This is a genomic window from Arthrobacter sp. 7Tela_A1, from assembly GCF_049311065.1.
GTDB lineage: Bacteria > Actinomycetota > Actinomycetes > Actinomycetales > Micrococcaceae > Arthrobacter_B.
In genome coordinates this window covers 18023-41247 of the sequence record NZ_JAXIOO010000028.1, presented here as the reverse complement: position 1 = coordinate 41247, position 23225 = coordinate 18023, and the positions used below count along the sequence as shown (strand labels likewise).

23 protein-coding genes are annotated in these 23225 nt (G+C 65.2%); 20 read left to right on the top strand and 3 right to left on the bottom strand.

Annotated elements, in window-relative coordinates:
* Nucleotides 1-51: 51 nt before the first annotated feature.
* The gene (locus tag TVB01_RS12185; protein ID WP_422456177.1) at nucleotides 52-1818 is read right to left on the bottom strand and encodes a GH25 family lysozyme; all 1767 of its coding nucleotides are present in this window, start codon (nucleotides 1816-1818) and stop codon (nucleotides 52-54) included.
* Nucleotides 1819-2519: 701 nt separating this feature from the next.
* Between TVB01_RS12185 and TVB01_RS12180 the strand changes: the two genes are divergently transcribed.
* From TVB01_RS12180 to TVB01_RS12150, 7 genes are all read left to right on the top strand, one after another.
* Nucleotides 2520-3746: a CpaF family protein gene (locus TVB01_RS12180; RefSeq protein WP_422456176.1), complete on the top strand. Its 1227-nt coding sequence runs from the start codon at nucleotides 2520-2522 to the stop codon at nucleotides 3744-3746.
* The gene (locus tag TVB01_RS12175) at nucleotides 3743-4597 is read left to right on the top strand and encodes a type II secretion system F family protein (protein WP_422456175.1); all 855 of its coding nucleotides are present in this window, start codon (nucleotides 3743-3745) and stop codon (nucleotides 4595-4597) included. Before TVB01_RS12180 ends, TVB01_RS12175 begins: the two co-directional genes overlap by 4 nt.
* The gene (locus TVB01_RS12170; protein ID WP_422456174.1) at nucleotides 4594-5529 is read left to right on the top strand and encodes a type II secretion system F family protein; all 936 of its coding nucleotides are present in this window, start codon (nucleotides 4594-4596) and stop codon (nucleotides 5527-5529) included. Before TVB01_RS12175 ends, TVB01_RS12170 begins: the two co-directional genes overlap by 4 nt.
* A gap of 77 nt (nucleotides 5530-5606) precedes the next feature.
* Nucleotides 5607-5837: a hypothetical protein gene (locus TVB01_RS12165; protein WP_422456173.1), complete on the top strand. Its 231-nt coding sequence runs from the start codon at nucleotides 5607-5609 to the stop codon at nucleotides 5835-5837.
* Complete coding sequence (locus TVB01_RS12160; RefSeq protein WP_422456171.1) at nucleotides 5818-6273, top strand: TadE family protein; 456 nt, start codon at nucleotides 5818-5820, stop codon at nucleotides 6271-6273. Before TVB01_RS12165 ends, TVB01_RS12160 begins: the two co-directional genes overlap by 20 nt.
* Nucleotides 6245-6706, top strand: coding sequence for a hypothetical protein (locus tag TVB01_RS12155; RefSeq protein WP_422456170.1), 462 nt, complete (start codon nucleotides 6245-6247; stop codon nucleotides 6704-6706). The genes TVB01_RS12160 and TVB01_RS12155 overlap by 29 nt, the downstream gene beginning before the upstream one ends.
* A complete protein-coding gene (locus TVB01_RS12150) occupies nucleotides 6703-7161 on the top strand; it encodes a pilus assembly protein TadG-related protein (protein ID WP_422456169.1) in 459 nt (152 codons plus the stop codon). The genes TVB01_RS12155 and TVB01_RS12150 overlap by 4 nt, the downstream gene beginning before the upstream one ends.
* 36 nt (nucleotides 7162-7197) lie before the next feature.
* On the opposite strand, the gene TVB01_RS12145 is transcribed toward TVB01_RS12150, so the two are convergent.
* Nucleotides 7198-7533 (bottom strand): hypothetical protein, encoded by a 336-nt coding sequence (locus TVB01_RS12145; RefSeq protein WP_422456168.1) that lies wholly within the window; start codon nucleotides 7531-7533, stop codon nucleotides 7198-7200.
* Between the two features lie 134 nt (nucleotides 7534-7667).
* On the opposite strand from TVB01_RS12145, the gene prfB reads away from it, so the two are divergent.
* On the top strand, nucleotides 7668-8786 hold the full coding sequence (gene prfB, locus TVB01_RS12140; RefSeq protein ID WP_422456167.1) for a peptide chain release factor 2: 1119 nt from the start codon (nucleotides 7668-7670) through the stop codon (nucleotides 8784-8786).
* Between the two features lie 9 nt (nucleotides 8787-8795).
* On the opposite strand, the gene TVB01_RS12135 is transcribed toward prfB, so the two are convergent.
* Complete coding sequence (locus TVB01_RS12135; RefSeq protein WP_422456166.1) at nucleotides 8796-10937, bottom strand: acyltransferase family protein; 2142 nt, start codon at nucleotides 10935-10937, stop codon at nucleotides 8796-8798.
* 190 nt (nucleotides 10938-11127) lie between these two features.
* Here TVB01_RS12135 and TVB01_RS12130 point away from each other — a divergent pair, with 190 nt between their 5' ends.
* The 12 genes from TVB01_RS12130 to TVB01_RS12075 all read left to right on the top strand — a co-directional run bounded on the left by TVB01_RS12130 (nucleotide 11128) and on the right by TVB01_RS12075 (nucleotide 23210).
* Nucleotides 11128-12330, top strand: coding sequence for a substrate-binding domain-containing protein (locus TVB01_RS12130; RefSeq protein WP_422456165.1), 1203 nt, complete (start codon nucleotides 11128-11130; stop codon nucleotides 12328-12330).
* A gap of 10 nt (nucleotides 12331-12340) precedes the next feature.
* Nucleotides 12341-13099, top strand: a complete 759-nt coding sequence (locus TVB01_RS12125; RefSeq protein WP_422456164.1) for an ABC transporter ATP-binding protein — start codon at nucleotides 12341-12343, stop codon at nucleotides 13097-13099.
* Nucleotides 13099-13902 carry an ABC transporter ATP-binding protein gene (locus TVB01_RS12120; protein WP_422456163.1) on the top strand — a complete coding sequence of 268 codons (804 nt, stop codon included), beginning with the start codon at nucleotides 13099-13101 and terminating at the stop codon, nucleotides 13900-13902. Before TVB01_RS12125 ends, TVB01_RS12120 begins: the two co-directional genes overlap by 1 nt.
* Nucleotides 13899-14777 carry a branched-chain amino acid ABC transporter permease gene (locus TVB01_RS12115; protein WP_422456162.1) on the top strand — a complete coding sequence of 293 codons (879 nt, stop codon included), beginning with the start codon at nucleotides 13899-13901 and terminating at the stop codon, nucleotides 14775-14777. The genes TVB01_RS12120 and TVB01_RS12115 overlap by 4 nt, the downstream gene beginning before the upstream one ends.
* Nucleotides 14774-15904, top strand: a complete 1131-nt coding sequence (locus tag TVB01_RS12110; protein WP_422456161.1) for a branched-chain amino acid ABC transporter permease — start codon at nucleotides 14774-14776, stop codon at nucleotides 15902-15904. Before TVB01_RS12115 ends, TVB01_RS12110 begins: the two co-directional genes overlap by 4 nt.
* Nucleotides 15901-17493: a class I adenylate-forming enzyme family protein gene (locus TVB01_RS12105; protein WP_422456160.1), complete on the top strand. Its 1593-nt coding sequence runs from the start codon at nucleotides 15901-15903 to the stop codon at nucleotides 17491-17493. The genes TVB01_RS12110 and TVB01_RS12105 overlap by 4 nt, the downstream gene beginning before the upstream one ends.
* Nucleotides 17490-18128 (top strand): TetR/AcrR family transcriptional regulator, encoded by a 639-nt coding sequence (locus tag TVB01_RS12100; RefSeq protein WP_422456159.1) that lies wholly within the window; start codon nucleotides 17490-17492, stop codon nucleotides 18126-18128. Before TVB01_RS12105 ends, TVB01_RS12100 begins: the two co-directional genes overlap by 4 nt.
* Nucleotides 18125-18892 carry a 3-hydroxybutyrate dehydrogenase gene (locus TVB01_RS12095; RefSeq protein ID WP_422456158.1) on the top strand — a complete coding sequence of 256 codons (768 nt, stop codon included), beginning with the start codon at nucleotides 18125-18127 and terminating at the stop codon, nucleotides 18890-18892. The genes TVB01_RS12100 and TVB01_RS12095 overlap by 4 nt, the downstream gene beginning before the upstream one ends.
* Nucleotides 18889-19815 carry an alpha/beta fold hydrolase gene (locus TVB01_RS12090; RefSeq protein ID WP_422456157.1) on the top strand — a complete coding sequence of 309 codons (927 nt, stop codon included), beginning with the start codon at nucleotides 18889-18891 and terminating at the stop codon, nucleotides 19813-19815. Before TVB01_RS12095 ends, TVB01_RS12090 begins: the two co-directional genes overlap by 4 nt.
* A 191-nt stretch (nucleotides 19816-20006) precedes the next feature.
* The gene (gene ftsE / locus TVB01_RS12085) at nucleotides 20007-20819 is read left to right on the top strand and encodes a cell division ATP-binding protein FtsE (RefSeq protein ID WP_422456156.1); all 813 of its coding nucleotides are present in this window, start codon (nucleotides 20007-20009) and stop codon (nucleotides 20817-20819) included.
* Nucleotides 20816-21727 carry a permease-like cell division protein FtsX gene (gene ftsX / locus TVB01_RS12080; protein WP_422456155.1) on the top strand — a complete coding sequence of 304 codons (912 nt, stop codon included), beginning with the start codon at nucleotides 20816-20818 and terminating at the stop codon, nucleotides 21725-21727. Before ftsE ends, ftsX begins: the two co-directional genes overlap by 4 nt.
* Nucleotides 21728-21779: 52 nt before the next feature.
* Nucleotides 21780-23210, top strand: coding sequence for a peptidoglycan DD-metalloendopeptidase family protein (locus tag TVB01_RS12075; protein ID WP_422456154.1), 1431 nt, complete (start codon nucleotides 21780-21782; stop codon nucleotides 23208-23210).
* Nucleotides 23211-23225: the final 15 nt, after the last annotated feature.

The window sequence follows — 23225 nt, the reverse complement described above, 5'->3', positions numbered from 1 at the left end:
ACAAGGGGGGGAGCTCCAGTTGGGGCCAGACACCCCGTTTCTGCTTCCCGGCTAGCTGACCACAACTCCCCGAGACGGGATCCACCGCAAAGACCCGCGCTCAAAGAGCTGCCTGCAGCTTCCGGATGCATCACACTTCTCCTGCGAAGTGGGATAGCCCAGCCTGCCTTTCTCCCAGCCCAAGGACGCCCAGACTGTAGCGAAGGCGCCGGATGTCGGGTAGGCCCCGGTTGCCGGTGACCAGTGCATCTGGCCTTTCTGGAAGTTTTGATAGCAGCCGCCGGCTTTCAATCCGCATACCTGCGAGCTGGTCGGGTAGCCGAGTTTGCCGTTTTCCCAACCGGTGGCCGCCCATCCCTGGGCGATCTTCCCCGTCGTCATCTGGGGACCGGTCACTGGAGTCCAATGGATTTGCCCGCCTTGGAAGTCCTGGTAGCACCCGCCCAGACGCAGTCCGCACCGCTCACCGCCCGTGGGATAGCCAAGTGCGCTCTGTTCCCTTCCCAAGGAGCTCCATAGGCTGTCGATTCCTCCCTTTGTGTACTGCGGACCTGTCTGGGCTGTCCAGTACGCGTTGCCGCCCTGGAAGACCTGCAGGCATCCACCATTCTTCAATCCGCAGATCTCGTCCATCACGGGAAAGCCGAGCGGGCCTGCTTCCCAGCCCTGAGCTGCCCACATGCTGTTGATGGCTCCCCGGGTGATCCGCGCTCCCGTAGCTTTGGTCCAGTGGATCTGCCCGGACGCGAAATTCTGGACGCATCCATTTGAACTGATGCCGCAGACGATGGCGGACGTTGACCGGCCTAGTGAGGGATTCGCGGCGGCCTTGGCAGCGATGGCAGCGCGTCCCGGGGACTGTCCGTTGACGAAGTCCGATAACGCAGCACCCGAACCGTTCCAGACGTTGGAGTCACCTTCGAAGGGCCCGGTGCTGCTGTACTGCCAGACGTTGTATGTTTTCCATCCGGAAGGCATTGAGCCGGGGCCGGCAGTGCTGTACCGCGCGATATGCAGCGGATGATCGGAAAACGCCGTGCTGTTTCCGGTGCAGCGGTTCCACCAGTCGGCGGTGGTGTAGATCATGGGCAGCCGTCCGGTGCGGGCCCTGATCGTGTTGGAAAAGTCCCGGATCCAGGACACCATCTGGGAGGCCGAGAAGTTGTAGCAGGTGTTGCCCAGCTCCGGGTAGGGGTTGTATTCGATGTCCAGCAGCGGCGGAAGGGTCCGCCCGTCGGCAGACCAGCCCCCGCCGTTGTCCACGAAGAAGTTGGCCTGTGCAGCGCCGCTGGAATCCTTTTTGGGAATGGCGAAGTGGTAGGCCCCGCGGACCATGCCCACGGACCCTGCGCCGTTGTACTGGCTGGTGAAGCGCGGGTTCTTGTAGGTGGTGTGTTCCGTAGCCTTGACGTAGGCGAACCGTGAGCCCTGGCTCCAGGCCCGGCTCCAATTGACTGACGGCTGGTGGCTGCTGACGTCCATGCCCTGGATTCCAGCCGGCTTCCACGTCGCAGCCAGTGAAACTGCAGCGGGCTGGGATTGATAGAGGGCGGCGTGTGCGGCGCCGGGACTCGCCAGGGGGGTCCCCGAGGTCTCCGGGGTTCCTTCTGCCGCCTTTTCCGGTTCCGTAGCCAGCTGCGGATCGGCAAGACCTTGGTCGATCAGCACCTGCTCTGCTTCGATGCGCTCCACAGTCTCTGCTGCGCTCGGGACCTGGGCGTTGCTTGTTTCCTCAAGTCGTTCCAGGCCCTGGCCCATTTTGGCGCCGAGGATACCGATTACTTCCTTGAGTTCTTCCTCGGCGGGTTCCTGCTGCAAGGGGTCGGCTTCTTCGTGTGACGGTCCTGGTGCAGGCACCGGAGCGGTGGGCGACTGAGGTGTGCTGTCCAATGCGTCGCCACCGGGCAACGGCAAGTCTGTCGCAGCGGGGTCGCCAGCGGGCAACGACGATGGATCTGTCGCAGAAGGTTCGGTGCTGGGTAGGTCTGTTGCAGCGGGGCCGGCGGGCAGGTTTTGTGCATCCTCCGGCAAGCCTGACGTTTCCGGGTTTGAGGGGCTTTCAGAGGCCGCCGGGTTTGGTACATCGACGGTGGCGTAAGCCGGCGCCGCCGAGGCTACCAGTGTGAGGCTGAGGATGCCTGCGAGGATGGGCGCGAGGTGGGATTGTTGCACTGGATCTCCAGAAGGGGCGAGAGCGGATCAAGGTGAACACTACCTGTGCCAATGTGATTGTTGTTGCATATGATGAAGAAGGGGTCTTCGTGGTCCGGATATAGGGACTGACCCTGCAGGCTCGGAATTAGGTCCGTAGAAAGCTACGACTGGGGATCTCACGGCGGAAGCGTGCCGGGCTGTTTTGCGCGCCGAACAGCCCAGAACCTTTTCCACACCCGAGAGCCGCCACTCTCGCCAGCACAGCCGAAATAACTTATCCTCTGCCGCATGGCCGCGTTGGCCTGCAGTTTTTGTCTCGTTTCCGCACGCCCAAAAGGGAGTGCGGGATAGCCCGGGGGAGCGCCATGGATGCTGTGCGTATTGTCGAGGATGAGGTCAGGGAGCTCATCCGCGTGCGCGGGCTCGACCCGGCGAGCCAGGTGACCGAGGTCCGCCGTCTGGTGGAGGCGGCCGTGCAGGACTACGACGAGCGCTCCATGCTGGGCTCGCTGCCGGCACTTGGACAACTGGACCATGCACGCAAACGCGTGTTCGACGCCGTCGCCGGCTTTGGCGCGCTGCAACCACTGCTGGACGATCCGAGTGTTGAAGAGATCTGGATCAACTCGCCGCATGAGGTCTACGTTGCCCGCGGCGGCCGCTCAGAGCTGACGGCCCTTTCCCTGACCCAGGACCAGGTCCGCGACCTGGTCGAGAGGATGCTGAAGTCCTCCGGACGGCGCCTTGACCTCTCGTCACCGTTCGTTGACGCTGCCCTCCCGGACGGGTCCCGGCTGCATGTGGTGATCCCGGACGTAACCAGGCGTCACTGGGCGGTCAACATCCGCAAATTCATTGTCAGGGCAAGCCGTCTGGAACATCTTGTAGAGCTCGGAACGCTGACGCCTCAGGCATCCCGGTTCCTCTCGGCAGCCGTGGCAGGTGGCCTGAACATCCTTGTCTCCGGCGCCACCCAGGCCGGAAAAACCACCATGCTCAATTGTCTGGCGGCATCTATTGGGGCCAGGGAACGAGTGGTCACTGTGGAGGAAATTTTTGAACTGCAGTTGCCGCTTCGCGATGTGGTGGGACTGCAGTGCCGGCAAGCCAACCTGGAGGGAAACGGAGAGATCCCACTGCGCAGGCTGGTTAAGGAAGCCCTCCGTATGCGGCCCGACCGGCTCATCGTCGGTGAAGTCCGGGAGGCTGAGAGCCTGGACATGCTCATCGCCTTGAACTCGGGCCTGCCGGGGATGTGCACCGTGCACGCCAACAGTGCGCACGACGCCGTCACCAAGATTTCCACGCTGCCTCTCCTGGCAGGGGCCAACATTTCCAGTGCCTTCGTGGTACCGACGGTTGCCTCCTGCATCGACCTGGTGATCCACTGCGTCCGGACTCCTTCCGGACGGCGGGAGGTCTCCGAGATCCTGGCCCTCGGACGCCGGGTGGAAAACGGAATCATCGAATCCTCACTGGTCTTTCAGCGCGAGGACGGCCGCCTTGTACCCAGTCCGTCCTCGCTCCCGTCGCCGGAAAAGTTCCTGCGTGCCGGAATGAACCTCACCGAGCTGCTGGAGCCGGCGGCATGACGGGGCTGGCGGGACTGGCACTTGGCCTTGGTCTGTTCCTTATCTGGTGGTCGTGCTGGGTGTTGCCGGAAAAACCAGCGAAGCGGTCCCGTCCCGGCAGGCTGACGGAACTACTCACGGCGTCGGGTATCAGGTCGGTGACGCCCACCGGCCTGGTCGTCAGCAGTGTCGTCCTGGGGCTCTTCGCAGCTCTCCTGACGTGGGTACTCACCGGTTCCCTCCCCATCGGAGGCTGTTTCGGTGCCTTCGCCTGCGCACTTCCGGTGAGCGTTGTCCGTTGGCAGGCAAGCAAAAGGTCAGCTTCCCTCATGGAACTCTGGCCCGATGCCGTTGATCATCTGCGCTCGGCCATCCGTGCTGGCCTGTCCTTGCCCGAGGCGCTCATCCAGCTGGGCGAGAACGGGCCGGCGGAACTCCGTGAACCATTCCGTGAGTTTGGAATGGCGTACCGTTCGGGTGGTTCATTCGATACTGCGCTCGAGGGCCTGAAGGAACGGCTGGCGGATCCCGTAGGGGACCGGATCGTCGAGGCACTGAGGATCACCCGGCAGGTCGGAGGATCAGATCTCGGCCGGCTGCTCGGTACGCTCGCTGAATTCCTGCGGGAGAACGCCCGCACCAGGAGCGAGTTGCTGGCGCGGCAGTCGTGGACGGTCAACGCCGCACGTCTCGCGGTCGCAGCGCCATGGATCGTACTGCTGCTGATGGCGACCAACCCCGCGGCGGTCGCGGCCTACAACACGCCGGCGGGGGCCATGGTGCTCATTGCCGGAATGGTGGTTTCCGTTGTCTGCTACCAGCTGATGCTACGTATTGGAGCCCTTCCGGCCGACCGGCGGGTTCTGCAGTGACCGGGGCACTTCCGGCTGCGTGGCTGGCTGGGGCGGGCTTGGGGATCGGACTGTGGCTGACCGTTGTCCGGCTGCCGTTTCTCCGGCCGCGCACCTTCACGGAACGGATCGCCCCGCAGCTGCGTTCAGGTGCGCCGGGTTCGCGCCTGCTCACCAGTGCGGACATCACACCGTTCGGTCCGTTGGAGAGAGTCTTCCGGCCAGTCCTCCACAGTGCGGTCGCCAGGCTGGAGCGGCTAAACCCCGCGGCCCCGGCCCTTTATAAGCGGCTGGAACGCACAGGACGGCAAACCACAGTGGTGGAGTTCAGGTCCGAACAGGTTCTCTACGCTGCTGCCGGACTGGTCGTTGGAGCGGCAGCAGGAGTCTGGCTGGCATTCAACGGCAGGATCTCCGTTCCGGGCGTCGCCTTCCTGGCGCTCGCCGGAGGAATCCTTGGCTACCTGCTGAGGGACTACCTGCTGACCAGGGCGATCAGCAGCCGCGAAGCATCGATGCTTGCCGAGTTTCCCAGCTTGGCGGAGATGATGGCCTTGGCCGTCAGCGCCGGCGAGAGTGCCGGAGGGGCGTTGGAACGGGTCTCCCGGACCGCGAACGGGGAGCTGGCCGCAGAATTCGGAAGGGTACTCGCGCAAACCCGCTCCGGCGTGCCCCTGCTGACCGCGTTGGCAGACCTTTCCCAACGAACCCAGCTGGCCCCGCTGGCCCGGTTCATCGACGGGATCTCGGTGGCCATTGAGCGTGGCACGCCGCTCGCGGACGTCATGCGTGCCCAGGCGCAGGACGTGAGGGACCTCGCCAAACGCGAACTCATGGAAGCGGCCGGAAAAAAGGAAATCGCCATGATGGTTCCCCTGGTCTTTGGCGTCCTGCCGCTCACGGTGCTCTTTGCGATCTATCCGGGACTGTCCCTGCTGAGGATCGGCCTGTGAGGACGTCCGTCCAGGATGCGTCGCAGAAAGCGGCGCCCACCAACCAGATACCGAAGATGAACAACGAAAGGGCACCAATGACTACTCGAACAAGGCTCCGTTCGCTGCCAGGGCTGCTGGCCTTCGCCCTGCTCACCCGGCTGCAAGCGGCCGCTGCACCTGCTGACGACGATCATGAGCGGGGCGACGTGCCGGGCTGGGTGATGATCACGCTGATGTCGGCTGTCCTCGTGGCCGCCATCCTTGTCGTGGCCCAGGACGCGCTGCTGGAACTGTTCGAATCCGCCATTGCCCAGGTACGGAGGTAGACCCATCGGGCATCCGGAAAGGGGTGCACCCGGTACCAGGGAACGGGCCGCAAAAGAGTCAGCTGCGGAGGACGGGTCCGCCGTCGTCGACTTTGTGCTGGTGGGGGCCCTGCTGACTCTCATCGCCGTTGCCGTCATTCAGCTGGCGCTGATCCTCCACGTGCGCAACACACTCATCGATGCGGCTTCCTCAGGAGCGCGCTACGGCACCCTGGCAGACCGCACGCCGGCGGACGGAGTGGAGCGGACCCGTGACCTCATCTCACAGTCCCTGTCACCGGTGTTCGCAGAGGACGTTACGTACTCAAGGACCAGCGGCGGTGCGGGAATGCTGCAGGTACGCGTGAGTGCTCCGCTTCCAGTGATCGGCTTTCTGGGGCCGCAGGGAGGAATCGAGGTGAGCGGACATGCGCACTGGCCTGCGACGACGGATTAGGGCGGCTCTCAAGGAGAGTGCCGGCGATGACGGAAATGCGGTCGTCGAGTTCATCTTCCTGGGCGTCCTGCTCCTGGTTCCGCTGATCTACTTCATCGTGGCTTTAGGGCAGGTGCAGGGCGCTTCCTACGCAGTTGTGGGCGCGGCAGACCATGCTGCCAAGGTTTATGCGGCAGCAGATCCTGAGGGTGTGCCGGAAGCGATTGCCCGTGACGCAGCGGGATTGGCTCTCTCCGACTTTGGCTTCGACGACTCCGGCATGGAGATGGAGGTGATGTGCTCCGCTGCGTGCCTGACCCCGGGATCGACAGTGACCGTCACCGTGGCCTTTGACGTCCCGCTTCCGCTCTTTGCCTCGATCCCGGGAATGGACCTTGCTCCCGTTCGGGTGGACTCGACCTCGATGCAGACAGTGGAGCGTTTCGGATCATGACGGAACAGCGCTCGGGTGGCGACGAATCAGGCCAGGTCGGTGTCCTGATTATTGGGTACGTGCTGCTCGCGCTGCTTGTGATCACAGTAGTCGCAGGAGCCTCATCGGTTTATCTGGGGCATAAAAAGCTTCTGTCGGCCGCTGACGGAGCGGCGCTCGCGGCAGCAGACACCTTTTCGCTGTCGCAGGTCCAGGGCACGCAGCCCGGCGCGCCCCCGGCTGCACAGCTTGAGCCCGCTGCAGTGACGGCCGCTGTGCAGCAGTATCTGGCGGACAGCGGGGCGGGGGAGCGGATCGACGCACTTCGAATTTCGCCTGAGACCGGTACCCCGGATGCCCGGACCGCGCGCGTAGTGCTGCTCGGGGCGGTGCATCCGCCGATCATGAACTTCCTGGTCCCGGAGGGGATACCTATCCGGGCCGAAAGCGACGCGAGGGCCAGGCTGACCCGTTAGGCCACCGCGGGAGATGCAGTTGGTGACTCTAAGGAGTCAGGAGGCTTTAGCCTCCTCCTGCTGGACGTAATGGCTCCAGCCGCCGTGATCCACCTCGAGCAGGGTGCCGTCGTCGGCATAACAGAGCGTGACTCGCTCGCCGTAGAGTTCGCAGGCTGGGTCAGGGCAGCGGTCACGGAAGGAGCCAACGTAATCGGTGGCGTCGTAAAGGTCCCAGTCGTCGAGTTTTGAGTGGGCCCACGGATCGCCCTCGGCAGCCAGTTCCTCGAGTTCAGCGCGGTCGTACTTGCGTCCGGACTCGGGATGACGGGCGGGGGATCCTGGGAGTCGGTTCGTGGAAATGGCGATGCTCCTTTCCGGTCGTGACAGCACCAATGTACTACCGGGTGCCTGACAGAGACTGCGTTGTAACCCGGTGCGTCGCGCCGTCATACGGCACGCGGCACCGTTGTGCAGGAGGCCGGGCCCGGGCCTGCGCCCGGCCCATGGCGTAGTCTGTAAACACCATGGCAGAAATCGATTTTCCCGCAGAAATCCGCGCGCTCCGCTCCACGTTCGCTTCCATCGAGGACGTCTCAGACGTCGCAGCGATGAAGGAAGACATCGCCGAGCTCAGCGAAATGGCCGGCGAACCGAACCTCTGGGACGACCCTGACGCCGCCCAGAAGATCACGTCGAAACTCTCGCACCGCCAGAGCGCGCTGGAGAAGCTGCAACGGCTTGAAGCCCGGATCGATGACCTTGAGGTCCTCGTGGAGCTTGCCCAGGATGAATCTGACGCCGACAGCAAGGCCGAGGCTGTCCTGGAACTGGAATCGCTGCGCAAGGCCCTCGCAGAGCTCGAAGTGGTGACACTGCTTTCCGGCGAATACGACGAGCGCGAAGCGGTAGTGACCATCCGGGCAGGCGCCGGCGGGGTGGACGCGGCGGACTTTGCCGACATGCTGCTGCGGATGTACCTGCGCTGGGCCGAGCGCCATGGCTACCCGACCCAGGTGCTCGACACCTCCTACGCCGAAGAGGCCGGCCTTAAATCGGCGACTTTCGAAGTCAAGGCTCCCTACGCCTTCGGCACGCTCGTGGTGGAAGCCGGTACCCACCGGCTGGTCCGCATCAGCCCCTTTGATAACCAGGGGCGGCGCCAAACGTCCTTTGCCGCCGTCGAGGTCATCCCGCTGATCGAGGCGACGGACCACATCGATATTCCGGACAATGAGATCCGCGTGGATGTGTTCCGTTCCTCGGGCCCTGGCGGCCAGTCGGTGAACACCACAGACTCGGCCGTGCGCCTGACCCACATCCCGACCGGGACGGTGGTGTCGATGCAGAACGAGAAATCGCAGCTGCAGAACCGCGCCGCTGCGATGCGGGTGCTCCAGTCGCGCCTGCTGCTGCTGAAGAAGGAACAGGAAGACGCCGAAAAGAAGGCTTTCGCCGGTGATGTGAAGGCGTCCTGGGGTGACCAGATGCGTTCCTACGTGCTGAATCCGTACCAAATGGTCAAGGACCTGCGCACCGAACACGAAGTGGGAAATACCTCCGCGGTGTTCGACGGCGAGATTGACGACTTCATCGACGCCGGCATCCGGTGGCGTGCCAATGGGAGCGTTTCGGCGCGCAACTAGCGCTCCGTCCTAGACCCCCAGGGCCTGGCGCAGGGGAATGGTCAGCGTCTTGGCGAAGGTTCCCGTCATATGGTTGTCGCGGTACACCAGTACGTTCCCGATGACGCTCCGGCAGACGCTGTCCGGGCACAGATAATCCCGGAGGTCCACGGAGGTGACACCTTCCACTGACTTGGCCGCTGCGGCAAGGGGACTGGTTTCTTGCCCGGCCGGGAAAGTGCAGGAGTCCTCCGACTTCGCGGCGACGCATTCCGGCACGCTGAAAGGCGGATAGGGAAGGTCGCTGATGACCGCTATGCGGATGCCGGCCTCCTGCAGGGGCAGCAGGGTTCCCCTGAATCCATCGATTGCGGCGGACTCATCGCTCCAGCGCCAGCTCAGTGCGTCTTCGTATCCCGCGGGGCTCAGGGCGGCCGTGACTACGACCGCCGGCTGGATCGCCAGAATGTCCTGGACCGTTTGTTCGTTCTGTTCGGAGCAGTTGGTGTAGGTGAAGGTGTCTGACTGCAGCGGGTGGAGGCTGAATGGACAGCCGTTCCTGCTGAGCACATACAGGCGGTAGCCGCTTTCGCGCGCAACAATGCCAAGGGAATCCATGTACTGGGCCGAGTGGGAGTCACCGACGAGGACGATGCTGCGTTCTGCTGCTTCATCTCCAAAAACACAGTCCTGATAATCCACCTTGGCGGGGTCATAGCTGTTGCGGCACCCCTCGGGTGCATCGGGCTGATCGGCTGCGGCGATGGCGGGGTCTGGCCGAACCGGCATCTCCGGGAAGTCCCTGGGCCCGAAACCATGCAGTGCCATCGCGCCCGGATAGGTATCAAGATCCAGTTCGTCCGTCAGCGAACGTTCCTTCAGCTCCATGGCCTGATAAGGAACGGCGGCCAGGCCAATGGGCAGAAGCGTGAGGATCGCGCCCATCGCAAAAATTCGGCTGTAGCCGGGTGTCACGGTGCGGCGCCTGCCGCGTGAACCTCTGCGGCCCGGCTGGAAATTACGCGCGGGCTGCTCGATATAACGTGTGGAGACAGCAGCCAAGGCGACGCTGGCAGCGATGACGGCGCTGCCGTGCAGCCAGCCAGGATTCGGGCCCAGCAGGAAGACGGAAAAGACGATGAGGGGCCAATGCCACAGGTAGAGCGAATATGAGATGTCGCCCAAATACCTCATCGGGCCCAGGGACTGCCACCAGGCCGGTGATAAGCCGCGGCGCGGTTGGGCGGTGTCTCCCGAAAGGAGCAGGAAAACGGTCCCGATCACCGGAAAGAGGGCGATCCATCCGGGAAAGGGCATGGCCGTCGACAATGCCGCTGCTGATCCCAGAACCAGGAAGAGGCCAAACCAGCCCAGCAGCGCGGAAAGTGCCGGGCGCATGCGGGCGGGTCGGGCGGCCAGTGCCACCATGCCCCCGAGGGTCAGCTCCCACACGCGGGTAGTGGTGAAGAAATAGGCCAGGTCCGGACTGGCTGCGGAGAAGAGGATTGAATGGGCGAAGGATGCCAGGGTCAAGCTGCCTAAAACACCCAGTGCCAGCAGCTCGAATGTTCGCGCACCTCCGCGCAGTCTTCTGCGTGCAAGCCAGGCACAGGAAAGCAGGATGACAGGCGCCACGAGGTAGAACTGTTCTTCAACAGCCAAGGACCAGAAATGCTGGAGCGGCGAAACGGATGCAGTTGCGCCTTCATAGCTGGTGCTGAAGAAGGCCTGGTTCCAGTTCTGGATGTTCAAGCCCGAAGCGGCGACGTCCCGTGCAACGGACTGCCAGCGGCTCTGCGGGAGTATCAGGACTGTCGCGGCCAGGGTCGCGAGGAGGACGGCTCCTGCGGCTGGAAGCAAACGTTTGATACGGCGGCTGTAGAACCTGGCCAGCTGCAGGGTTCCGGTGGACATCGCCTCACGGGCCAGGGAACCGACAATCAGGTACCCGGAAATGACGAAAAAGACATCCACTCCCACAAAACCGCCCGGAAGCGAGGAGGGCCAGATGTGGTACCAGACCACGATCCCGACGGCCAGGGCCCGCAATCCCTGGATATCCGGCCGGTGTCCAGCGGGACGGGACGAGGAAGCGGGGACGGCTGTGGGCCGCGCACTGCGGGTGGCACGGGCAGCGCGGGAGGCAGAGGCAGCCAGGGAGAGTGGGGGCACAAAGCGCAAGTATATGCGGATCTACGGGGACCGGTGGGGGTGCGGGATTGCCGGGCGTTAGGTTCCCTTCGACCGAACCATTGACGCATTGTGATTCATGTCATACATTTTCCGTAACCTGAATCGCCTTTCAGGTTTAGGGCCCAGAAGGGGCCGGGCACCGCCAGTCACCGCACCGAAAGGCACCACCGTGAAGGCAACAAAGAAGTTCCTCCTCGCAGCGGCCGTCACCGCAGGGCTGACGCTCTCGGCCTGCGCCCCCGCCGCAGATTCCGGCACCGCACCCGCTGAGGGCGGCGAAGCGCCGTCGAGCGTCGACGTCGGAATCGTCTATTCCAAGACCGGACCGCTCGCCGCCTATGGCGAGGCCTACTACGAGGGCCTGCAGGCCGGCATCGACTACGCCACCGACGGCACGGGCAAAGTCGGGGACACTGAGCTGAACATCACTTACCACGACGACGGCGGCGACCCGGACAAGGCAGTTACCGTCGCCAAGGACCTCATTGGACAGGACTACAAGATCCTGGCCGGCACGGTGGTCTCCGGCATCGCCTTGAAACTGGCCGAACAGGCCGAGCAGAACCAGGTCCTCTACATTTCCGGACCCGCGGCGACGGATGCGATCCAGGGCATCAACAAATACACCTTCCGCTCCGGCCGCCAGTCCCTGCAGGACGTCGCGGCGGCAGGTTCCTTCGTGCCGGACATCGAAGGCAAGAAGGTTGTGGTCTTCGCGCAGGACAACGCCTTCGGGCAGGGCAACCTCGCAGCAGTGGAGGCCGTCCTGGGCGCGCAGGGAGCGGAAGTGGAGAGCGTGCTGGTTCCCGAAGACGCCACTGAATTCACGCCCTTCGCCCGCCAGCTCATCGACGCTGCCCCCGACATGGCGTTCGTCGCCTGGGCCGGTGCTACCTCCGGGTCCATGTGGCAGGCACTGGACCAGCAGGGTGCCTTCGACGCCGCGCCCATCGTGACCGGACTCGGCGACGCTGCGACCTTCGGTGCCTACGGAGCAGCCGGAACCAAGATCTCCTTCCTGAACCACTACTTCCCGGGCGCCGGCGGCAACGAGGTCGAGAAGGCCATGATCGAATCCGTCGAGGCGACCGGCAAGAAAGCCGACCTCTTCACACCGGACGGCTTCGTGGCCGGTCAGATGATCGTCCAGGCAGTCCGCGAGGGCGGCAACGACGTCGACGCCATGGTCGCAGCGCTGGAGGGCTACTCCTTCGAAGGGCCCAAGGGCACAACGACAGTCCGCGCCTCCGACCACGCGCTGCTGCAGGACATGTACCAGGTCACCCTGGCGGACGAGGGCGGAACCTGGGTTCCCACCTTGGTCGACACAGTTGCGGCCGATGCCGTGGCACCGCCGGAAGCCGCGAAGTAGGCCCGCCCGTATGGACAGCCCCAACGCTCTCGAGCTTTCCGGCGTCGGCCTGATGATCGGCGGCGCACGGATCCTGGAAGACATCAGCTTTACCGTTCCGCAAGGGGAGATGGTAGGCGTGATCGGCCCCAACGGAGCCGGCAAAACCACCCTTTTCAACGTCATCTCCGGGCTGCTGCGCCCCACCGAGGGCACTGTAGCGGTCTCAGGCAACGACGTCGGACGTCTGGCGGTGCACCGCCGTGCCGCCGCCGGGCTCGGTCGGACCTTCCAGACGTCCAGCCTGTTCCCGCAGCTGAGCGTGCGGGAGAACGTCCGGCTGGCTGCCCAGGCACGCCTCGGCGGGAGCCTGTCGCTGCTGCGCTTCCCGCACCGGGGTGACGAGGCGACCCGGATCGCTGAAAGGCACCTCGAGGAAGCGGGAATCGCCGGAAAGGCGGACACCGCCGCGGGAGGGCTGTCCCACGGGGACAAACGCAAGGTTGAAATCGCCATGCTGCTGGCCGCTGATCCGGCTGTGATCCTGCTCGACGAGCCGATGGCCGGCGTCGGATCCGGTGACGTTCCGGCCTTGTCCGAGGTGATCCGCAGGATGCACCGCGACTCCGGCCGGACGGTGCTGATGGTCGAGCACCACATGGAGGTGGTCCTGGGCCTGGTCGACCGCGTGGCGGTCATGCATCACGGAAGCCTCCTGGCCATCGACACCCCCGAAGCCGTCATGGCGAATCCGCTGGTCCAAAGCGCCTACCTGGGAGAACCTGTCTGATGAACCAAATTCCCATCCTGCGGGCAGCGAACCTGTCCGCTTCGATCGGCGGCCAGCAGGTCGTGGAGGACGTCAGCTTCGAAGTGCCGGCAGCCGGCGTCACGGCGCTGCTGGGGCGCAACGGAGTCGGCAAGACCAGCACCATCAAGGCCATCATCGGCCTGCTTTCCCGTACCGGGACGGTGGAGCTCGACGGCGTCCGGATCGATGGCGAACACACCCACCGCATCATCCAGCGGGGTGTGGGCTACGTCCCGGAAGACCGTGAGGTGTTCTCCCGCCTGACGGTCGCGGAAAACCTGCGGCTGGCGGAACGGGACGGACATCCGCAGCGGCAGCTCGTGGAAGACCTCTTCCCGGACCTGGTCAAACGGTCGGCCCAGATGGCAGGAACCCTGTCGGGCGGACAGCAGCAGATGGTGTCCCTGGCCCGCGCGCTGCTGAACACCAACAAGGTGCTCCTCGTGGACGAACCCACCAAGGGACTTGCCCCGAAGATCGTGCAGGAGGTGAGCGAGGCTTTGGCTGAGGCGGCCAGGAGCGTTCCGATCCTGCTCGTGGAACAGAACCTGACCGTCGTACGCCAGCTTGCCTCGACCGTCACAGTGCTCAGCGGCGGCAAAGTCGCCCTGACCGGCATGGACGCCGGCGAGTTCCTCGATGACACGGAGCTCTTCCACCGGCTGCTGGGGGTCCACGCCGGCGGCGCTCCGGAACCGGCGAGGGACACGGCAGCATCCCCGGGTGCAGCCGGCCACCTCACGGCACGGGCCCCGGAGGCCGGAAAGGTGCGTGAAGCATGAGCACCATCGTCCTGCTCACCGTCACCGGGCTCGGCCTGGGCGCGCTGTACTTCCTCGTCGCCTCGGGACTTTCCCTGATCTACGGGCTGATGGGCGTGCTCAACTTCGCCCACGGGTCCTTCCTCACGCTTGGTGCCTTCCTCGGCTGGCAGGCAGCGCAGGCGCTGGGCGCAGGCGGCTGGGGTGTTTTCCTCATCAGCCTGGCTGTCGGAGCCGTCACGGGAGCCGTCTTCGCCGCACTCACCGAACGGATCCTGATCCGTCCCCTGTACCAGCGGCATATTGAACAGGTCCTCGTCACCGTGGGCCTCTCGCTCGCCTCCGTAGCCCTGTTCGAAGGGATCTGGGGCACGGATCCGTCCTTCATCACCGGTCCGCCCTGGCTCAAAGAAACCACGGAACTCCTCGGCGCACGGATTCCGAATGACAGGTTCGTCGCCATTGTCGCCGCCGGACTGGTCCTGGCCGGCCTCCTGCTGTTCCTGAAGAAGACCCGGTACGGCATGATCATCCGGGCGGGAGTGGAAAACCGGTCCATGGTGACCGCACTGGGCATCGATGTCCGACGCGCGTTCACCCTTGTCTTCACCATCGGCGGAGCCGCGGCCGGCATGGGAGGCGTGCTTGCCAGCCACTACTTCGGCTACGTGTCGCCGCTGCTGGGCGGGTCGCTGCTCATCTTCGCCTTCATCGTGACGGTGATCGGCGGGCTCGGGTCCCTCACCGGTGCAGCGCTGGCCTCCGTGGCGGTGGGTATTCTGCAGCAGTTCGCAAACTTCTACTGGGGAGTGGGGGACTTCGTGGTGGTCCTCCTCCTCGCCGCCGTACTCCTGGCAAGACCCTCCGGACTGATGGGAAAGGCGGTAACCGCATGAGCGCAACCCAGGTCCGGGAGGACACCCGCGCACACCGGCCGAAGCCGGAACCGCAGAAAGGCCGACGGCGTCCGCTGGCCTGGGCCGCCGGTGCGGCCGGCGGCGTGGTCCTGGCTGTCCTGCCCCTGTTCAACCTCTCCGTCCCGGGCCTGCTGCCCGGCCCGACCTATACGCCCGGATCCCTGCAGCTGATGGCGCTGTGCATGCTGATGGCCGCCGCCGCACTGACCTACCACCTGCTCCTCGGAGTGGCCGGCATGCTCTCCTTCGGCCACGCGCTGTACTTCGGGGCAGGAGTGTACGGCCTGGCCATCATCCTGGACAGGACGGGCCTGCCGCTGCTGCCGGCCATGGCGCTGACACTCGTGGCGGTCATTGTGCTGGCGAACCTCACCGGGGCCGTCGCCCTGCGGGTCACCGGCATCCCGTTCGCCATGGTCACCCTCGCGTTCGCGCAGGCCGGTTCGGTGATGGTCCGCAGGAATCCCGACGGCGCCACCGGGGGAGAGGAAGGACTGAGCCTGGCCACCGAGCACGTCCCGGACTTCCTGGTGGGCGTCGCCAACACACGCAACCTGTATTGGCTGGCCCTGGCCGCACTGGTCACCGTTTTCCTGGTGACGGCCTGGATCCAGCGCAGCCGGGCAGGACACGTCGCCGCCGCTGTGCGGGAGAACGAGATGCGGGTACGGGTGCTGGGCCTGCAGCCCTACCTGGCCAAACTGCTGATCTTCGTCGTGGCCGGAACCCTGGCCGGCGTGGTAGGCATGACCTACCTGCTCCTGCAGTCCGGTGCCGTGCCGCGGGCCGTGTCCTCGGACTTCACCATCACGCTCCTGGTCATGGTGGTCCTGGGCGGCGTGGGTTCGCGGTGGGGCGCCGTGCTGGGCGGCGTCGTCTACACGATGCTGGACCAGCGGCTGACGGCGCTCGCCAACTCAGAGGCAATAGCCGGGCTCCCGCCGATCCTGCACATCCCGCTCAGTGAGCCGCTGTTCCTGCTCGGCACGCTGTTCATCCTGGTGGTCCTGTTCCTGCCCGGCGGCCTGGCCGGCGCAGCGGCACGGCTGAAGGGACGCCGAAAAGAGGCGGCACGGCCGCGGGAGATCCTGGAGGAAGCCGGATGAGCGGGCTGCATACCCTCGGTCGCTGGACGGCGGACCGTGCGCTCGCCACACCTGACCGCACCGCGATCGATGACCGCGGCGTCCGGCTCAGCTACCGGGAACTGGACACCCGTGCTGCGGCACTGGCCGGTGCCTTCCAGGAGGCCGGCTACCGGCACGGGGACCGGATCGCCACAGTAACCGGGAACAGCGCCGACCACGTGGTCCTGTTCTTCGCCTGCGCCAAAGCCGGGCTGGTTTTTGTTCCGCTGTCCTGGCGCCTGTCCGCCCGGGAGCTTGCCGCCCAGCTGCAGCTGGCGGACCCCGCCCTGCTGCTCGTGGAGGACGAGTTCTCCTCCGTCGCCTCCGCGGCAGCCTCCCGTCTTCCGGTGCCGCCGCCGGCTGCTCCGCTGGGGCGCACCGGCGTCGAAGCGGGCCCGCCTCCGCCGCTGCACCTGCTTCCGCCGGGCGAACGGCCCGCGGACGGAAGGCCGGACGACGACGATCCGCTGCTGATGGTCTTCACCTCGGGCACGCAGGCGGACCCCAAGGCCGTGGTGCTCACGCACGCCAACTGTTTCTGGACCAATCTCTCCCTCTCCCGGACAGCTGAGATCGGCAGCCACGACGTCGTGCTGGCCGTGCTGCCGCAGTTCCATGCAGGAGGCTGGAACATCCAGCCGCTGCTGGCCTGGTGGACAGGAGCAACCGTGGTGCTGGAAAGGACGTTCGACGCCGGGCGGATCCTGCAGCTGATCGAAGACCGGCGCGTCACCACGATGATGGGTGTCCCTGCGAACTACCTCATGCTGGCGTCCCATCCGCGGTTCGCGTCCGCGGACCTCTCCAGCCTGGGCCGGGCAGTCGTCGGAGGGGCGCCCATGCCCGCTCCGCTGCTGCGCACCTGGCACGCCCGGGGCGTCGCACTGGCACAGGGGTACGGCCTGAGCGAAGCGGGACCCAACGTGCTGTGCCTGCCGGAGGAAGAAGCCGAAGCCCGGATTGGTATGGCGGGCAAGCCGTACCCGCACGTCGACGTTGCAGTAGCGGACCCGGTAACGGGAGAACTGCAAGCGGGACCGTGCACGGGGGAACTCCTCGTCGCCGGCCCCGGGGTTTTCCAGGGCTACTTCCGGAGCCCCGAAGCGACCGCCGCGGCGCTCGCGGGCGGGTGGCTGCACACCGGAGACCTGGTGGAGCGCGATGCGGACGGGTACCTGCGCGTCATCGACAGGCTGAAGGACATCTACATTTCGGGCGGCGAGAACGTTGCTCCGGCCGAAGTCGAAGCCGTCCTGCGCGAGCACCCCGCGGTGGCGGAGGCGGCAGTGACGGCGGTGCCGGATCCCCAGTGGGGCGAAACGGGGATCGCCTATGTGGTCCGCCGCCCGGGGACCGCAGCCGATGCCGTAGAGCTGCTTGAACACTGTTCCGCCCGGTTGGCGCGCTTCAAGGTTCCCTCCCGAATCTCCTTCGTGGACGGGCTGCCCCATACCTCGCTGCACAAGGTCGCCAGGTCACGGCTGGGCGAACCGGAACCCGAGGTTCCCGCCGCATCCTTCTCAGACCTGCCCGCAGTGCCCGTCTCCCACCGTCAGGACAACCCATGAGCACAACACCGCGCACCGCCCGGGGTACCCGCACCAGGGCACGGCTGGTTGCCGCAGCTGAAGAGATCTTCGGGTCGCTGGGCTACCACGATGCGTCGATCGTGAAGATCACCGAGGAGGCCGGTGTTGGGCTGGGGACCTTTTACCTCTACTTCGAGGGCAAGCAGGAGATCTTCGACGAGGTGGTCGAGGACCTGAACCGCCGCGTCCGGCATGCCATGACCGAAGCCGCGCGGGCAGCCGGGAACCGGATCGACGCCGAGCGGGCCGGTTTCCGTGCTTTCTTCCGGTTCACCGCCGAACACCCGGCGCTGTACAGGATCATCCGGCAGGCAGAGTTCGTCTCTCCCGGGGCGCTGCGCATGCATTACACACGAATCGTCAACGGCTACGTGGAGGGCCTGAAAGCGGCCCGTGACGCCGGTGACATCCGGGAGATGGACGTGGACACCGTGGCGTGGGCGCTGATGGGCATTGGAGAAATGCTCGGGATGCGGTGGGTGCTGTGGAATAAGGACGCCGGCACCGAGGCAGGCGCCGTCGCCGAGATTCCGGAAGCTGAGTTTGACGAAATGATGCGGTTCATTGAACGAGGAATGGCGCCGGTTGCGCCCGGTAAAGGAGCTGGAGAATGACAACGGATGCACTCAACGGACCGTCGCTGGACGGGCGGACGGCACTCATCACGGGAGCTGGGTCCGGCATCGGGGAAGCGTGCGCGCGCACCTTCGCCGCCCTCGGCGCCAAAGTGACCGTGGCCGACATCAACAAGGAGGCGGCCGCCCGGGTGGCTGCCGAAACCGGAGGAACGGCCTGGGAAGTCGATCTCAGCGATACGCGCGCCCTCGAAAACCTGTCCCTCGAAGCTGACATCCTGGTCAACAATGCCGGCATCCAGCGGATCAACCCGATCCACGAATACGACCCGGACACATTCCGGCTCGTGCACCGGCTTATGGTCGAATCTCCGTTCCTGCTGATCCGGGCCGTCCTGCCGGGCATGTATGAACGCGGCTTCGGGAGGGTCATCAACATCTCGTCTGTCCACGGGCTGCGCGCTTCGGCCTTCAAGAGTGCGTACGTCAGCGCCAAGCACGCGTTGGAGGGGCTGTCCAAAGTCACCGCACTGGAGGGCGGGCCGCACGGCGTGACGTCCAACTGCATCAACCCCGCCTATGTGCGCACTCCGCTGGTCGAAACGCAGATCGCGGACCAGGCCCGGATCCATTCGATTCCCCGGGAGGAGGTGGTGGCCTCCATCATGCTCACGGAGTCAGCGGTCAAGCGCTTGGTGGAACCGGAGGAAGTCGCCTCCCTCGCCGCCTGGCTGGCAGGACCGGGCGCCGGAATGGTCACGGGTGCTTCCTACACGATGGACGGGGGGTGGAGCGCGCGATGACTGATTACACAACCATCGACGTTCCGGTACGCGGCGGACTGCTGCGCACCGGCGTCTGGGGGCCGGATGACCCCGGTGCTCCCACCGTCCTGGCCATCCACGGAGTGACTGCCTCCCACCGCACCTGGGGGATGGTGGCCGAGGCCCTGCCCGAGATCCGGTTCATCGCACCGGATTTGCGCGGCCGCGGAAGGAGCAACACGTTGCCCGGGCCCTACGGAATGCCGGTGCATGCCGAGGACCTGGCAGCCGTCCTGGACGCGCTGAAGGTGCCGCGCGCCGTCGTCGCCGGCCACTCCATGGGCGCCTTTGCCGCATTGGTGCTGGCGAACCTGCATCCCGCACTGGTGCAGTCGCTGGTGCTGATCGACGGCGGACTGCCACTGGACGTTCCAGCGGGACTCAGCGACGAACAGGTAGTTCAGGCTGTCCTGGGCTCCGCCGCAGAGCGGCTCGGGCAGCCGTTTGCCTCCCACGAGGAGTACCTCGCGTTCTGGCGTCCCCATCCCGCCTTCGCCGGACACTGGAACCCGTTGCTGCTGGACTATCTGGCGTATGACCTCCAGGCGCATCCAGACGGCGGTTTCCGCGCTGCAACCAGTTACGCAGCCCTGGCGGAAGACACCGCGGAACTTCACCGGGGAGCGGCCCTGCTTCGTGCCCTCGACGAGCTGGTTCATCCGGTGCAGCTGCTCCGTGCACCGCGGGGTCTCTTCAACGAAGAACCCGGCCTGTACGCGCCCGGCTACATTCAGCAGTGGCAGCAGCGCCTGCCGTCCCTGGTGGTCACAGACGTTCCGGCGACCAACCACTACACAATCGTCATGGATGAGCCGGGTGCAGGTTCGGTTGCCGGCGTCCTGCGGGAACAGTCCCGCATCCCGGCCGGCGCTGAACAGGGAGCCCCGGACGGGATGGTCTAAACCTGCAGCAGATGCCGGTGCCCGGCCCGCCTTCCCAGGCCGGCCGGGCACCGGAAGCAGGACGAACGCGACACACCGCCGGCGCTCTCCCCGGCAGGTCGATCCGCTGGCTATAGTCGAAAGGCCGGTTCCCTGCTCCCCAACCCAAGGCCCTTGCCGATCCGGTAGTTAGACAAGGGCATGAAACGCTAATGATCACATTCGACAACGTCACCAAGGTCTATGACCGCAACTCCAGGCCGGCGTTGAACTCGGTCAGCTTTGACGTGGACCGCGGTGAGTTCGTCTTCCTGGTGGGAGCATCCGGTTCAGGCAAATCCACGCTGATCCGCCTTGTGATGAAGGAAGAGCACGCCACCCGCGGCACGGTGTACGTCGCCGGTTCCAATGTCGCGAAGATTCCCAGCTGGCGCGTTCCGCGCCTGCGCCGCGGCATCGGCGTCGTGTTCCAGGACTTCCGCCTGCTGCCCAACAAAACCGTCTTCGCCAACGTTGCGTTCGCCATGCAGGTCATCGGCCGGAGCCGCGCCGTTATTCGCGAGACCGTTCCCGAGGTCCTCAAGACGGTGGGCCTGGAAGGCAAGGACAACCGGATGCCGCATGAGCTCTCCGGCGGCGAGCAGCAGCGTGTGGCCATTGCCCGGGCGATCGTGAACAAACCGGGCATCCTCCTTGCCGACGAACCGACCGGCAACCTCGATCCGACAACGTCGCTGGGCATCATGAAGGTCCTGGACCGGATCAACCAGAACGGAACCACCGTGGTCATGGCCACGCACGACCACGACATCGTCAACGCCATGCGCAAGCGCGTGATCGAACTGCGCCACGGCAAGGTCATCCGCGATGAGCGGGAGGGAATCTACCTGGCGACGGCGATGCAGCCTGTCGTCCCTGCCGCGGGAGACCCCGCAGGCGCCGCCGCAACCGCAGGCCCGGCCGGGACCGAAGAGCGCACCCCCGCCCAGGCCGGCGGCCTCTCCGGTTCGGAGGCCCCCGAATGAGGATGGCTTTTGTCCTGGGCGAAATTGGATCCGGAATCCGGCGCAACCTGTCGATGGTTGTCTCGGTCATCCTGGTGACCTTCGTGTCTCTGACCTTCGTCGGTGCTGCCGGGCTGCTCCAACTGCAGATCAACCAGATGAAGGGTTACTGGTACGACCGGGTGCAGGTTGCGGTGTTCCTGTGCGTGGGCAACGATGTCTCGCCGTCATGTGCCTCAGGCGCCGTGACTGACCAGCAGCGCACTGCCATCGAAGCCAAGCTGACGTCGCCTGAATTCGAGCAATACATCGACACGGTGCAGTTCGAGGACCAGGAAACTGCCCTGGGCCACTTCCGCGAGCAGTTCGCAAACTCTCCGATCGTTGACAGTGTGACGGCAGACCAGCTTCCGGAGACTTTCCGCGTTTCCCTCGTTGACCCGGAGAAGTACGAGGTCATCAACGAGGCGTTCTCCTCCATGCCCGGCGTCGAGTCCGTCAGCGACCAGCGGGAACTGCTGGAAAAGGTGTTCTCCTTCATGAACATCGCCTCCCTGGTGGCGCTGCTCATTGCCGTGCTGATGCTGGTCTGCGCCATCCTCCTGATCGCCACGACCATCCGGCTTTCTGCGTTCAGCAGGCGCCGTGAAACGGGGATCATGCGGCTGGTGGGCGCCTCGAAGGCGGTGATCCAGCTGCCGTTTGTGCTGGAGGGCGTGATTGCCGCGCTCATCGGAGCCGTCCTCGCGTCGGGAACCCTGTGGGCCGTGGCGCACTTCTTTATCGGTATGCTGGCCCGCCAATATCCCGCAACTGCCTTCATATCCGCGCGGGAAGTGCTCATGCTGAGTCCGGCCCTGTTGATTCTTGGTGCTTTGCTGGCGGGTGTTTCCTCGCTGCTGACGCTCAGACGGTACATCAAGGTTTAGAGTGTGGGCACTGGGACAGGAAAGATGAAAGACCATATGAATTGCTTTGCCAATGACTAGGCGCCGGGAGCGGCAGGGCACCGTTGCCGCCGCAGCCCCCGCCTCGGTGGGAGCTGCCAAACGTGCAGCCGCTGCAGGAGCAGCGGTGTTGCTTTCGCTCGCCCTCGCCCTCGGTGCGGTGAATGCCCCGGCCGCCGCAGACGAACTCAGTGACCGCAAGGCCGCACTCGAAGCTGAGCAGCAAAAGGTCCAGGAACAGTACGAGTACCTCGACCAGGACATTGCCAAGACGGTGGCACAGCTGAACATCTACCAGAACGAGGAACTGCCGGCAGCGCAGGCCGTCCTGACGGAAGCAGAGGGCCGGGTCAGCACAGCCTCGGCGAAGGTTGGCGCCCTCACGGACCGCGTTGCGCTGGCGCAGGAGAGCCGCAACACGATTGCCGCCCAGATCGAAGAGGACCGCCAGGCCCTCGACGAAACGCAGAAGGTCATCGGGCAGATTGCCAGCCAGGCCTACAAGAGCGGGGGAGTGCCCTCCAGCCTCACGCTGCTTTTCGGTGCCGAGGGAGCGGACAGCCTGACGGATTCCATGGGCATGGCCGGCCAGGCCCTGCGCGGCCAGAACGCCGCCGTCGAGCGCCTCACCCAGCAAGCCGCCACCAACGTGAACTCAGAAGCCCGCCTCGCCGCCGTGGAGGAGGAGATTTCCTCACTCAAGGCGCAGGCACAGGAAGCCCTGGAATCGGAGCAGGCGGCCCGCGACGAAGCCGCTGAAGAGAAGTCCAAGGTGGACAGTCTCATCGCCAGTGCCCAATCGCTGAACGATGAACTGGAAGCGAAGAAGCCGGTCATCCAGGCCAAGCTGGCTTCCATCCAGTCCGAGCAGGCGGCGGTCCAGGCAGAGATCGCGGAACGGCAGCGGATCCTGCTCGAAGAAGCACGGCGCGCAGAGGAAGCCCGGATCGCCGAGGCCAACCGCCGCGCGGCGGCAGAAGCGGCTCAAAACAACCAGCCCGCGCCTCCTCCCCAGACACTGCAGCCCACCAACCCGTCCGCCTTTGGACTGCGTTACCCTGTCAGTGCTCCGCTCAGTTCGGGCTTTGGCTGGCGTGCGACGCCGGTCGGCACCATTGATTTCAACGGCAGCGGCGGGTATCTGCACTCCGGGCTCGACTTCGGGGCCCGCTGCGGCACCCCGATCTACGCTGCGGCAGCCGGAGAGGTCTGGCGTTCGGACACCGGCGGCGGAGAAATGATCGGCACCGGAAACCGGATCGTGCTCAACCACGGAGTCATCGGCACCAGTGCCCTCGCCACGAACTACTACCACCTGAGCAGCCGGCTGGTGAATGCCGGACAGTGGGTCAACGCTGGACAGCTGATCGGTTACGTCGGGACGACCGGTAACTCCCAGGGATGCCACCTGCACTTTGAGACGATGCTCAACGGCCAGCTGGTTAACCCGACGGGTTTGCTGTAGGCATAGAATAGGTGT